General features: G+C 39.0%; 11 protein-coding genes. 1 reads left to right on the forward strand and 10 read right to left on the reverse strand.

Translation table 11 applies throughout. The features are described 5' to 3' along the window. Window positions 1–3,192 (reverse strand): efflux RND transporter permease subunit, encoded by a 3,192-nt coding sequence (locus RIB54_RS02265; RefSeq protein ID WP_350099080.1) that lies wholly within the window; start codon window positions 3,190–3,192, stop codon window positions 1–3. A 6-nt stretch (window positions 3,193–3,198) separates the two neighbouring features. Continuing rightward, window positions 3,199–4,377 carry an efflux RND transporter periplasmic adaptor subunit gene (locus RIB54_RS02270; RefSeq protein WP_350064555.1) on the reverse strand — a complete coding sequence of 393 codons (1,179 nt, stop codon included), beginning with the start codon at window positions 4,375–4,377 and terminating at the stop codon, window positions 3,199–3,201. A 204-nt stretch (window positions 4,378–4,581) separates the two neighbouring features. Here RIB54_RS02270 and tyrS point away from each other — a divergent pair, with 204 nt between their 5' ends. Beyond that, window positions 4,582–5,871: a tyrosine--tRNA ligase gene (gene tyrS / locus RIB54_RS02275; RefSeq protein WP_350099081.1), complete on the forward strand. Its 1,290-nt coding sequence runs from the start codon at window positions 4,582–4,584 to the stop codon at window positions 5,869–5,871. 76 nt (window positions 5,872–5,947) lie between these two features. On the opposite strand, the gene RIB54_RS02280 is transcribed toward tyrS, so the two are convergent. The 8 genes from RIB54_RS02280 to RIB54_RS02315 all read right to left on the reverse strand — a co-directional run bounded on the left by RIB54_RS02280 (window position 5,948) and on the right by RIB54_RS02315 (window position 13,240). Then, entirely contained in the window at window positions 5,948–6,529 is a 582-nt protein-coding gene (locus RIB54_RS02280; protein ID WP_350099082.1) for a porin family protein, read from the reverse strand. Window positions 6,530–6,587: 58 nt separating this feature from the next. Continuing rightward, window positions 6,588–7,040: a hypothetical protein gene (locus RIB54_RS02285; RefSeq protein WP_350099083.1), complete on the reverse strand. Its 453-nt coding sequence runs from the start codon at window positions 7,038–7,040 to the stop codon at window positions 6,588–6,590. Window positions 7,041–7,356: 316 nt separating this feature from the next. Then, window positions 7,357–7,896 (reverse strand): PorP/SprF family type IX secretion system membrane protein, encoded by a 540-nt coding sequence (locus RIB54_RS02290; RefSeq protein WP_350099084.1) that lies wholly within the window; start codon window positions 7,894–7,896, stop codon window positions 7,357–7,359. A gap of 88 nt (window positions 7,897–7,984) precedes the next feature. Beyond that, the gene (gene hutU / locus RIB54_RS02295; protein WP_350099085.1) at window positions 7,985–9,970 is read right to left on the reverse strand and encodes a urocanate hydratase; all 1,986 of its coding nucleotides are present in this window, start codon (window positions 9,968–9,970) and stop codon (window positions 7,985–7,987) included. Then, on the reverse strand, window positions 9,967–10,743 hold the full coding sequence (locus RIB54_RS02300) for a patatin-like phospholipase family protein (RefSeq protein WP_350067569.1): 777 nt from the start codon (window positions 10,741–10,743) through the stop codon (window positions 9,967–9,969). The genes hutU and RIB54_RS02300 overlap by 4 nt, the downstream gene beginning before the upstream one ends. Next, window positions 10,744–11,583, reverse strand: a complete 840-nt coding sequence (locus tag RIB54_RS02305) for an MBL fold metallo-hydrolase (RefSeq protein WP_350099086.1) — start codon at window positions 11,581–11,583, stop codon at window positions 10,744–10,746. Between the two features lie 2 nt (window positions 11,584–11,585). Continuing rightward, window positions 11,586–12,230 carry a DUF6090 family protein gene (locus RIB54_RS02310; protein ID WP_350099087.1) on the reverse strand — a complete coding sequence of 215 codons (645 nt, stop codon included), beginning with the start codon at window positions 12,228–12,230 and terminating at the stop codon, window positions 11,586–11,588. Between the two features lie 62 nt (window positions 12,231–12,292). After that, window positions 12,293–13,240, reverse strand: coding sequence for an acetyl-CoA carboxylase carboxyltransferase subunit alpha (locus RIB54_RS02315; protein WP_350099088.1), 948 nt, complete (start codon window positions 13,238–13,240; stop codon window positions 12,293–12,295).

The following is a 13,240-nucleotide window of genomic DNA, read 5'->3' on the forward strand; positions in this document are numbered from 1 at the left end:
TTAAACTGACTCGACCCACTCGGTCATTCTTTCCTGATCGATAATAACACGCTCTACACCCTCTCTTGATGGTTTATCACCCGTCCACAGCCATTTAGCATATCTACGCACATCATTAAAGACAAGGATTAATACAGGGAAGAACAACAGTATTACGAACGTTCCAACCAAAACCCCATAGGCCACGGAAATTGCCATTGGTATTAAAAACTGGGCCTGAAAGCTTGTTTCCATAATTAGTGGCCACAAGCCGACAACAGTAGTTATTGAAGTCAACATAATAGCCCTAAACCTGGCAATACCGGCTTCATAAGCAGCGTCATAAACACTATAACCCTCTTCTTTTATTAATGAGTTAAACTTTGCTAGAAACACTACTGCGTCATTGATAATTACACCGGATAAAGCAATCATACCCCAGGCACTCAATATAGATACGGGATGACCTTCTATTCCATGCCCCCATGCTGCACCTAACCATCCTAACGGAATCATGGCAATTACCATAACGGCCTGATAGAAGGAACGGAACGTAATCATGACCACGAAAAATATAAGCACAAAAGCACCTCCGAAATAAGTGGCTATTTCCTGCCCTGCCCTGGCACTTTCCTTAGCCTGACCTCCATAGTCAACCATAACAGTTGGAAACTGACTTTTCAACTTGGGTACTATCTCATCTGTCACTTTCGCTAAAATAGGTGGTACTTCTCCAAACGGGTCAACCATGTCGGCTTCTACAGTCACCGCTCTATCGGCATCATAGTGCTTAATGCCACTGATCCCCCTTTCTATAGTGTAAGAAGTCAATTGTCGGAGAGGCAACTGTTTTCCATCCGTGGTCTTGATCTTCATATCCTCCAACTGACCAACATTTAATCTGCCTTTTCCCGGATATCTGACCCACACACGAACTTCATCATCTCCTTTTTGAAGTCTTTGTACTTCTTCTCCGAAGAAACCTTGTCTCACCTGTTTAGTTATTTCAGTATGATTAAGACCGAGGAAATAAGCTTCTTGCTTCAAATCAAAGAGCATTTCCCTATTGCCAATGGCAACATTATCCTGTACGTCTTTAAGGTCTGTAATCTTATTTAATTCAGCTTTAAGGTAATCCTTAGCCGCCTGAAGCTGCTCATAATTGGCACCTAATAACCTTACAGAAACCGGCTTACCGAAGCGGTTCATTCCGCCTATACTGAATTTCTCAGCCTCAGGAACCTTCCCTATTTTTGCATAAAGGCGGTTGATGATGTCATAGCTGTTAATACCGTAATCATCCAACTCGTCATAAAACACATTAATATTTCCTGCATGTGACCCGGATTCCCCATCGGTAGTGTTACCCACAGAACCGAAAGTATAATTTATTAAATCGTCTTCAGTGTCAAGGTCTTTTTTAAGGTCTTCATTAACCTCCCAAACGATATTATCAAATCTTGCAAGATAGTCTTCAACCTTAGTTTCCCTTTCTCCTGGCTTGAAGGCAATATTGATATTAAAGCTGTTGAAAGGTATCTGAGGGAAGAAAGTAGCTTTGATAAAACCACCTCCGAACAACCCAATAGTTATCGGAAAAAGTGCTAATAATACACATATTGATATTGCCCTGTACTTTAATGTATAGCGCAGGGCGTTTCCGTAAAGGTTATAACGCATAAAATCGATGACAGCGTTGATCTTGCTTCTGATCTTATAACTTCTTGTATCTTCCTTTTTAACACTTAAAACCGATTTACTAGCCAGATGGGCTGGTAACACGAAAAACGCTTCCAGCAATGAGAATCCTAAGCTGAAAATTACCACAAACGCCATATCTTTCAAGAACTCAAAGCCACCAGTAAGCAGTAATAAAGGTGTAAAGGCGATGATAGTGGTTGTTACAGAAGTAAATACTGCAGGTAGTACTTCAATAGTACCCTGAACAGCCGCCTTAACTGGGTTTTTGGTTTTTTCGAAATGGGTATAGATATTCTCAGCAATCACAATACCATCATCCACCAGAATGCCAATAACCAATATCATCCCAAATAGAGAGATCATGTTGATGGTCAGACCAAAAAAGCTTCCTATAATAAACATTCCCAAGAAAGATGATGGGATACCCCAGGCTACCCAGAAAGAAAGTCTTAGGCTCAGAAAGGTTCCAAGTGCAACAAGAACAAGGAACAAACCAACCATTCCATTATTGGTCAAGAGATCCAACCTTTGATTAAGCATTGACATAAAGTCCCATGTCAAATCCAATTTTACACCTGAGTGCTTCGCATTAAACTCATCTACATAAGGCACAACAAACTCTGAGATTTTTTGAAGATCTTCTTCTTCAAGTTTCTTTACCTCAATAAAAACAGCTCTTTTGCCATTTAAAAGCGCCTTATTGGGCTGATCAGCAAATTGCTCCTTAATGGCTGCTATATCCCTTAATAAGAGATTAGATCCATCTACATCAGTTCTAACGATTATCTCTCCGATAAAATCAGCATCAGAAACTTTGGCCTTAGAGCGAATAAGTATTTCCTCAGTTTCAGCTTTAATAGAGCCTGCTGAAATATCTCTATTATTTTGACGAACTGCACTAGCCACTTCATCAAAGGTGATTCCATACCTGCTTAATGCTTGTTCTGAAACCTCAATAGATATCTCTTTACCAGTTAGTCCATTAATATTAACTTGAGAAATAACACCTGATGCCAGCAATTCATCTTTGATCTTGTCAGCATACATCTCCAGGGTTTTTATATCCACATCCCCCGTTAAACCTAGCCACTGAGCGGTAGATTGCTGTCTTTGCTTGAATATTATGGGTTTTTCTGCACTTACCGGAAATGAACTAATCCCATCGACAGCATTTTTTATTTCAGTATAAACCTCGTCAATGTCATAGTTTTCAAGTGTCTCTACGCTAATATTTGCTGAGTTTTCAGATGATGTCGATGTTATTTCATCTATACCAGCAATACTCTTAAGTGCTTCTTCCACCTTCAAGGTCACTCCCTCTTCCATTTCTTCTGGCGAGGCTCCCGGGTAAGCAACCTGAATATTGATGAATTTATCCTTCTGAGTTGGGAAAAAGGACTTTTTTGTATTAACCATGGCCATGATACCACCTAAAAGTGTCAAGGCAATGACTATGTTGGCGAGTATCGGAAATTTCACAAAATACTCAACCATACTTTTGATAGAATTCATAGCTCCTTAGTTTTTAACCAGTTTAACATCGCTACTTTTCTGCTCGATATCGATATCTTCTTTCTCTTCAAGTTTGAACGCTTTCATATTATTATGCGCATTGATCAAAGGCTCTATAACGAGCTCTGAACCCTCTTGCAAACCCGAGAAAACAACACTTTCTGCATTCAGTTTGTGTATCTGAATTTCCTCTACTTTCAACAATGAGTCCTGAAGAACAAATACTTTGTTACCATCAAAAATGGCATTTCTTGGTACTAACATTCCTGATTTCACCTCACGGCCAGGAATAATGGAGCGTAAATATTCACCATCATAAATCTTACGATCCTTGTCTGAATTAATGGCAATAAACACATCTATGGACTGAGTATTCTGATTAACGAATTCGCCTATCCTGGCTACTTTGCCTTCCCACACTCTACCACTTTCTGTTACTACCTGAGCCTGAGAACCTAATTCCACCCAGTCGATATCAGACACGCTCACATCAACCTTCATCTCTAGTTTATCAGACCTAAGTATAGTACCTATTTTATTTCCAGGGTTCACAAAAGAACCTGATTGCAAGTCTACCATTGAAATAACCCCACCAAATGGCGCATAGAAGCTGTACTTATTAAGGTTTACCTCGGCACTTTTGATGGTGTAGAATGAACTGAAAATATTCTTAGTTGCTAAAAATGTCTTCTCCTTATCATTTTTATATTCCGGAAGTTCCGGAAGCGGCTTGTTAATATCTATTGCTGAAAAATACTTTGACCATGCTTCATAGTTGTCACTGAAATCAATTTTTATATCAGGTAAAATGGCTGCAAGTTCCTTCAAGAAGTTGCTCTTCTGAGACTGCAGATTTAAACGAGCTTCCCTATCATCGATTTTATATAGCAAAGCACCTTTATTAAACCTCTGCCCTTCCTTTAACGGAATTGAATTTGCGTTCATTCTACCAGAAACTTCTGCTATAAGATCCAAAGACTCGGCTGTTTTGACCCTGCCAAAGGCCATTACCTCCGTAGGTATACTTGTGTACTTTACTTTTTCTGTTTTAACATACTTTTTTATTTCTTCAGGAGTTTTTACCTCTGGTGGTTCTTTCATGCTGCTGAGCACACCACTTAATATAAAAGAGCCAAAAAGGATGGTCAGACCTATCCCAACAATAATTACTTGTCTTAGTTTCATCGAGAATTGAATAGTTTGTTGCTTAATACGGTAGACTGGTTTGAGTAGTTTTAGTTTAATGGTTTACATAAATAAATCATAAACCAGTCTAGCGGTTAATAATAGTGTTGAATGAATATTGAAAAAATGTATAATGTTAATTTACTAATGCGATTAAATCACGCTTTTCTATATTTGCAAACTTAGAAAAAAGCACACGATCCAATGACTAATTTTATAGAAGAAATGCAATGGAGGGGGATGATTCATGATATCATGCCTGGAACGGAAGAACAGTTGAATAAAGAGATGACATCAGCATATATAGGTTTTGATCCCACTGCAGATTCTCTTCATATTGGCAGCTTGGTACAAATTATGACATTAGTACACTTCCAGCGCGCAGGTCACAAGCCTTATGCTTTGGTGGGTGGTGCGACAGGTATGGTGGGTGACCCTACCGGAAAATCACAAGAAAGAAATTTATTGTCGGAAGAGGTACTAGAAAAAAACCTTAAAGGTGTGCAAGCGCAGCTAGAGCGTTTTCTTGATTTTGATTGCGGGGAAACTTCTGCTGAGATAGTTAATAATTATGACTGGTTTAAGGATATCTCTTTTCTAGATTTTATCAGGGATGTGGGGAAACACATTACTGTAAACTACATGATGGCCAAGGATTCGGTCAAGAAACGACTGGAAGGAGAAACGGGCATGTCATTTACAGAATTTACCTATCAGTTAGTTCAGGGCTATGATTTTTACTGGTTATACAAAAACAAAAACTGTAAGCTCCAGCTCGGGGGATCAGACCAATGGGGTAACATTGTTACAGGCACTGAATTGATAAGAAGAAAAGCCAGCGGGGAAGCTTTTGCCATTACCACTCCGCTTATTAAGAAAGCTGATGGAACCAAGTTTGGAAAGACTGAGGGTGGTAATGTATGGCTTGATGCTGAGAGAACCTCTCCTTATGAGTTTTACCAATACTGGTTAAATGCTTCTGATGTTGATGCTGCTAATTATATTAGAATCTTCACGCTAAAGTCCAAAGAAGAAATTGAGGCCTTAGAGAAAGAGCATGCTGAAGCACCACATATGAGGAAATTGCAAATGGCACTTGCTGAGGATATAACCGTAAGAACCCATTCGAAGGAAGCATTGGAATCAGCCATTAAAGCCTCTCAAATACTTTTTGGTAAATCTACCACTGAGGATTTGGCCTCTCTAGATGAAAGGACATTCCTTTCTGTGTTTGATGGTGTGCCGCAAACGGAGATTAGCAAATCAGACTTTGACAATGCAGATGATGTTACTACCTTCTTATCCCAAACCATAGAAGGGCTGATATTTAAGTCAAAAGGAGAAGCCAGAAGAATGATTCAGGAAGGTGGTGTTAGTATCAATAAAGTTAAAATTGATAGCCCTGACCAAAAAGTCGATTTTCAGTTATTGCAAGGCAAATATTTGTTAGCACAAAAGGGAAAGAAAAATTACTATGTGATTTGTGTGAGTTAACAGTTCAGCATAGCTACAAATTAGAAACGCCCTCTAGGTTTGACCTAGAGGGCGTTTACTTTATAATGTGTGATTCCTAGTTTCCAAATAATCTGTATCCCAAATAAATTTGAAAAGTCTTGTTTTTGATTTCTGGCGCTCCATCTCCAAGGTCAAAATACTTATCATTAACATCTGATAAACCAATAATATACCTCAAACCTCCAGATAGACCACCAGGCAGATTAACACCAGCTCCAAATAGTATGCTCAAATCTGATGATTTTAGCTGATCTTTAATGTCACCTTTTGTAGTGTCACCTGTAAAAAGATCAATTTCAGTAATACCTTCGGCTTTTGTTAAAAAACTAAACTGTGGCCCTAAGTGAATATTTAAAACCTTGGCAAAGTTCTTCTGCAAAACTATGGGAACATCTATATACGTTACTTCAAAGTCTTCGGCTCCTTTAACAGAATATAGTACTTCAGGTTGAAGCGAAATACCTGCAAATCCAACCTTTAAATATACACCTGCATGATAGCCTGTTTTTCCGTCTGGATCAATATCACTATCAATATTAGCGAAATTCAAACCTCCTTTGATACCTCCAGAAACTTGAGATGAGGCGTTGTAACCAAGGCCAACTAAAACGATTAATAAAAAAAATGTCTTTTTCATAGTTCTAAAAATTTTGGTTTATGAATTTATGTTAGTTTTAAAATTAAAATATTTGATATTAATTTAAATCAAATCTGACCCCAAATGAAAATACTGCCTGATCAGCGTTGCCAACTACAAATTTCAATTGAGCAAAAGGTGTAACACTTTTATTTAACTCAAAATTAGCACCTGCGCCCAGATTAACTCCCAATTCCGTATCCGTATTACCATCAAAACCTGCTGTTGCTAAGTTTATCCCTCCTAATCCATAAAAAGAAGCTTGACTTGAACGATTAAAATAAAAATGTCCATCCGCATTTATAGTCCAAAAACTACCCGGGCCATCGATAAAGAAATAGTTAAATTCAGGGGAAAGAGCCAGATTACTTTTTAAGAAAAACTCTCCATTCAAATTTAGACCAAGTTCTTCTACATCTGTTCCATAAGATAGCCCTCCACCTAACCTGGTTTGAGAGTAACTAGTAAAACACCCAACTAGTAGCAAAGAAAGCAGTATTACTTTTTTCATTTTTTACATTTTTAAAGTTTCTACTAAGTTAGAAAAAGCCAAACCATTAATTCAAACGGAATCTAAGCTAAATGAAACTAAAACTTACAAGATATAAATGATAATTTAAACTTAACAAATTGTCGCTGATATGGTTAGGCAGCGTTACTTTCAAGTTTGGATTAACATTCATCGCTATTTTTATAACAAAAATGGCCTCTTCATTACGTATCAAGCTTTTTCATTAGTGCATGTCCAATGGTACACAAAAAAAAGCTTACCAAAATAGATAAGCTTTAAAGTTTAATACCATCAAAGAGATGACATCTATTTATTATTAAAGGAATATCACGAATCCGAACCTAAGCTCAAAAATACCTTGATCAGAAAAATCACTATTTAAGCTGATATTATACCTGAGGCTTGGCTCAAATGAAACGTTGTCATTCAAAAATACTGCATAGCCACCTTGTAAACCGAGGTACAATGGATCAGGTGTTTCAAAGGTTCCAAAAGGGCTATCGATATCTTCTCTTGTTGCTCCCGTAATATCTAATTGAAAAGGCACCAATCCTCCAGCGTAATATTTTGCACCAATCTTGTAGCTAAAATAGGAGCCCCCGTCCAAATCAGTATAACCTACACCAGCCTTTATTGCAAAGTCATCTTGAACAAAATATCCGCCTTCTCCACCAATCGACCATAAAGTTGTTCCATCGACTGAAAAAAGTGCTACTCCTGTATTACTTCCTCTCATTAGACCTTCAGAGAATGGGCTCAGACCTACCTCTAACTGAAAAGAACCCTGTTCGGTTTGAGAAAAAGATGAAGCGAATGTACCAAAAAGTAGTAATAACGTATATAAAAATTTTTTCATATTATATAATTTAAAAAATTAAAGATATTTCAAAATTAACATTCCAGCTATTTGTCACAAAGCTATTCTACAAGAATTTAATTTTTAATTACAAAAGTTCTTTATCAACTACATGAGGCAGCGTTACTTTTAAGTTTGGATTAACTTGCATCGCTCTTTTTATTGCAAAAATGGCCTCTTCATTACGCGCCCAGCTTCTTCTGGCTATTCCATTGTTCACATCATAGAACAACATATTCTCTAATCTACGTTCTGCTTCATCAGTGCCATCGAGCAACATACCAAAGCCTCCGTTGATCACTTCGCCCCACCCCACTCCACCACCATTGTGGATGGATACCCAGGTAGCTCCCCTGAAAGAATCGCCAATAACATTATGAATGGCCATATCTGCAGTAAACTTTGAACCGTCATAAATATTGGAGGTCTCTCGATACGGACTATCAGTACCTGAAACGTCATGATGGTCCCTGCCTAACACAATTGGGCCAATCTTACCTTCTTCAATGGCTTTATTAAAAGCGCGCGCTATTTCAATTCTACCTTCAGCATCTGCATACAATATTCTGGCCTGAGAACCAACCACCAGTTTGTTGGTCTTGGCAGCCCTTATCCATTTAATATTATCAGCCATCTGCTGCTGAATCTCAGGAGGAGATTTTTTCTGAAGGTCTTCAAGAACAGTTGCAGCTATTTCATCAGATTTGTCCAAATCTTCACTTTTCCCACTGGTACACACCCACCTGAACGGACCAAAACCGTAATCAAAGCACATTGGCCCCATAATATCCTGAACATAAGAAGGGTATCTGAAATCTATATTATTCTTAGCCATGATATCCGCCCCCGCCCTTGACGCTTCAAGCAGAAAAGCATTGCCATAATCAAAGAAATAAGTGCCTTTGGCGGTGTGGTTGTTTATAGCTGCGGCATGGCGCCTTAATGTCGACTGAACCTGCTTCTTAAACTCTGCAGGATCTTCAGCCATCAACCTATTAGATTCCTCAAATGAAATATCTACTGGATAATAGCCTCCTGCCCATGGATTATGAAGTGAGGTTTGATCAGAGCCTAAATCTATATAAACATTCTCCTGATCAAATTTCTCCCATACATCAACAATGTTCCCCTGATAGGCGATAGATACAACTTCTTTATTCTCTTTGGCAGACTTCACCCTGCTTACCAGTTCATCTAAATCATTAATCACTTCGTCCACCCAGCCCTGGGAATGGCGGGTATGTGTAGCCATGGGATTGATTTCCGCCACTACGGAGATGCAGCCTGCAATATTACCTGCCTTTGGCTGCGCACCACTCATCCCTCCTAATCCTGAAGAAACGAAGAGCTTGCCTTCCAGGCCTTCACCATGCTTAGAAATCTTTCTTCCTCCATTCAATACAGTAATAGTTGTGCCATGGACAATGCCCTGTGGGCCGATGTACATGTAAGAGCCGGCCGTCATCTGACCATATTGGGTAACTCCCAATGCATTGAATTTATTCCAGTCATCTTGCGAAGAGTAGTTAGGAATCATCATACCATTGGTAACAATGACCCGTGGCGCGGACTTTGAAGATGGAAAAAGACCCATGGGGTGCCCTGAATACATGTGCAGTGTCTGCTCGTCATTCATAGTGGCTAAATACTGCATAGTGAGCAGGTACTGTGCCCAGTTTTGGAACACAGCGCCATTGCCACCATAGGTTATTAACTCATGAGGGTGCTGTGCCACTGCAGGATCAAGATTATTTTGAATCATTAGCATGATGGCTCCAGCTTGCTTTGACACACATGGATATTCCTCTAATGGACGGGCGTACATGTCATAATCCGGCCTCAGCCTATACATATATATACGCCCATATTTTTCAAGTTCTTCCCTAAATTCAGGAATTAGCGTTTCATGGTGCTTTTGATCAAAATATCTAAGAGCATTTCTCAAGGCAAGCTTCTTCTCATCTTCAGAAAGGATTTCACTTCTCTTTGGAGCGTGATTAGTGTTAACATCATAAGGCTTGGCAGCCGGTAGTTCATTGGGTATTCCTTGAAGGATTTGTTCTTTAAACGTCATATTCCAATCTTTTCAATCAACTTTTGTTCTTCAATTAATTTTATAGTGGTCTTATAACCAAGCCCGAAAATCTCTTTGGCTTTGTTCAAATCCATCACCTTAAAAGGCTCAAGACCCTCTGGTTCAATAAAAATATCGCAGAGCCTGGCACTCTCAATAGCATTTCTGGTTATGGCCAGCATCAAAGCCCTCTCCAAAACAAAACGGGCATTTTTAACTTCAAAATTCTTATCAACGGGGTTAGAGTGACTGCCTATCAGTATGTCGCACCTATCCCTGATCACTTCTGTTGGTAGATTATTCAATATACCTCCATCTATATAGAGCTCATCTTCGAGCATTACCGGCTGAAAAAGAACGGGTATGCAAGATGAAGCGCAAATGATTCCTATTAGATCACCACTTTCAAAGTATGTAGTGGTACCGGTTCTAATATTAGTAGCTGCTATTGCAAGCGGAATTTTCAACTTCTCAAATGAATTTTCTGGAAGATACGACTCCAAAAACTTCTTAATCACATCCATTTTCAGGAGGCCTTTGGTACTCATGGCTGGTTGAATAAACTTGAAGGCCTTAAGATCCAAAACAATCTTAAGGATTTCATTAACAGAGTAGCCATAGCTATAAAGTGCTCCAATGATAGCGCCAGCACTGGCACCAGAAAGCACATCAAACGCAACTCCATGTTCCTCAAAAGCTTTAATTACGCCAAGGTGAGCAATGCCCCTTGCTCCGCCTCCAGATAATGTTAAGCCTACACTTTTAGGAGCCATTTATAGTACCTCAGCTAGTGGAAAAGTTCGATCCAGCCTCACACCCTTTTCTGTGTTTTTGACAGTACAGCATTCATTTACAGGATCATGCTCAAGAAACAGGATATATTCGTTATCAGCGGCTTCTTTGAGAAACTGCTCCTTCTCAGACATGGTAAGCAGAGGCCGCGTATCATAGGCCATAACATACGGTAATGGAATGTGTGCCGTTGATGGCAAAAGATCAGCCATAAACACAATGGTTTTATCTTTATACCTAATCTTAGGCAACATTTGCTTGTCTGTATGCCCGTCAAATGTGGCTATGTCAAATTGTGAAAATGGAGAAACCGCGTCTAATGGAACAAAGTTCAGATGACCACTTTCCTGCATGGGCATAATGTTCTCGGTAAGAAAAGAGGCCTTTTCTCTTGGGTTTGGAACAGTGGCCCATTGCCAGTGATCTTGATTCGACCAGTATTTAGCATTCTTAAAAGCCAGCTCAAGTTTATCGCCCTTATAAACCACACCACCACCACAGTGGTCAAAATGCAGATGGGTAAGAAACATGTCTGTAATATCATCTTTATTAAAACCACTGGCTTTTAATGATTTCTCGAGAGAAGCATCTCCATGCAAATCATAATGACTAAAGAACTTTTCACTCTGCTTATTGCCTATGCCGTTGTCAATTAAAATCAAACGATTGCCATCTTCAATCAACAAACATCGCATGGCCCATGTACAAAGGTTATTGTCATCAGGTGCATTGCTTTTTTGCCACAACGTCTTAGGCACAACACCAAACATCGCCCCGCCATCCAACTTAAAAAATCCTGTATTGATTACGTGTAGATTCATCTCTATTTATTGGCTTCTAACTCGTCCTTTAACTTTTGTGCCAGTCGGTGACCATTTTTATAGGCCTCTATTTTCTGAACCAAAAAGTTAGCATGAAGACCCAAAACCGTTCTGAATTTATCGGATAATATTTTTGAAGTGTCAGGGCCATTTGATCCAGCAAAAGCTTCATTAATTAGAAATGGGATGATCTGGTTATCAAAATTCATTTTATAATACTCTTCTATTTCCTCAATTTGATCATAGCCAGAGTGGTAGAATTCTATAATATCAATTCTGAGCTTTAGGCTTAGTAGCTCGAACTTTCCAGAAGATTTAATAGACTCATAGGTTATGTTTCTACTGTTAAATGAGCTCATTGATGCTACTTTAGAAATTGCCAAGGAAAGAGAGTCTTTGGGCAGAGGTTTAATTTTCGCCTCTAGTACCCTTCTAAATAATTCAAGACTTTCACTGTCTTCTATCACCAATGAATCCAACTCTGCAATATCTTCATCAATGTCATCAATCATGGATTGAATATATACCTCTTGCAGCCTCTTTACCTTTTTAGATTCCTGCCAATTGTTTAACATGAAGGCTATTGAGATACCAGTTATAACTACAATAAGATTTACAAAGTGATCTAACCAATTAATCTTTTTCATATTTTAAGCATTAAAAAAGCCACAGAAAATTCTGTGGCTCTAATTTAGTAAATCTTTATTTTTTATTCTTTGAACTGGCCCATGGCGCAGAATTTATCAATTCTCTCGCTTATGCGCTGTTCAGGCGTCATTTTAGCCAATTCTGCATGCGTATCTTTAATATACTTCTTAATTTCTTTTACCATGAATTTAAGGTCAGTATGTGCACCACCTAATGGTTCTTTAATAATGCCATCGATAAGTTTAACATCAAGCATATCTTTGGCTGTTAACTTCAGTGCCTCAGCAGCCTGTTCTTTGTAATCCCAGCTCCTCCATAAGATTGAAGAGCAAGACTCTGGCGAGATCACAGAGTACCAGGTGTTTTCCAACATCACTACCCTATCACCGATGGCAATACCCAACGCACCACCAGAAGCACCTTCACCAATAATGATACAGATAACAGGTACCTTAAGCATAAACATCTCCTTCAGGTTTCTGGCAATAGCCTCACCTTGTCCACGCTCTTCAGCTTCCAGTCCGGGAAATGCACCAGGAGTATCAATAAATGTTATGATGGGCTTATTAAACTTCTCAGCAAGCTTCATCAACCTAAGGGCTTTTCTGTAGCCTTCAGGATTAGCCATACCGAAGTTACGCATCTGGCGCTGCTTAGTATTTCTGCCCTTCTGCTGACCAATAACCATGAAAGTCTGCTTATCAATAGTACCAAACCCACCGATCATTGCTTTATCATCAGCCACATTTCTATCGCCATGCAACTCAACAAAATCGTCAAGTATTTCATAAACATAATCGAGTGTGTATGGTCTCTCAGGGTGCCTTGAGAGCTGAACCCTTTGCCATCTGGTGAGGTTATTGAAAGTATCCTTTTTCAGGTTCTTTATCTTGGTTTCTAGTGATTTTACGGCTTCTTTTACATCTACATCACTGTCAGCAGCGATTTTTTTCATGTCTTCGAGTTTTGCCTCTAAGTCTGCAATAGGCTTTTCAAAATCCAATAGCAT

It is taken from the genome of Fulvivirga sp., from assembly GCF_040218215.1.
Classification (GTDB): Bacteria; Bacteroidota; Bacteroidia; order Cytophagales; family Cyclobacteriaceae; genus Fulvivirga.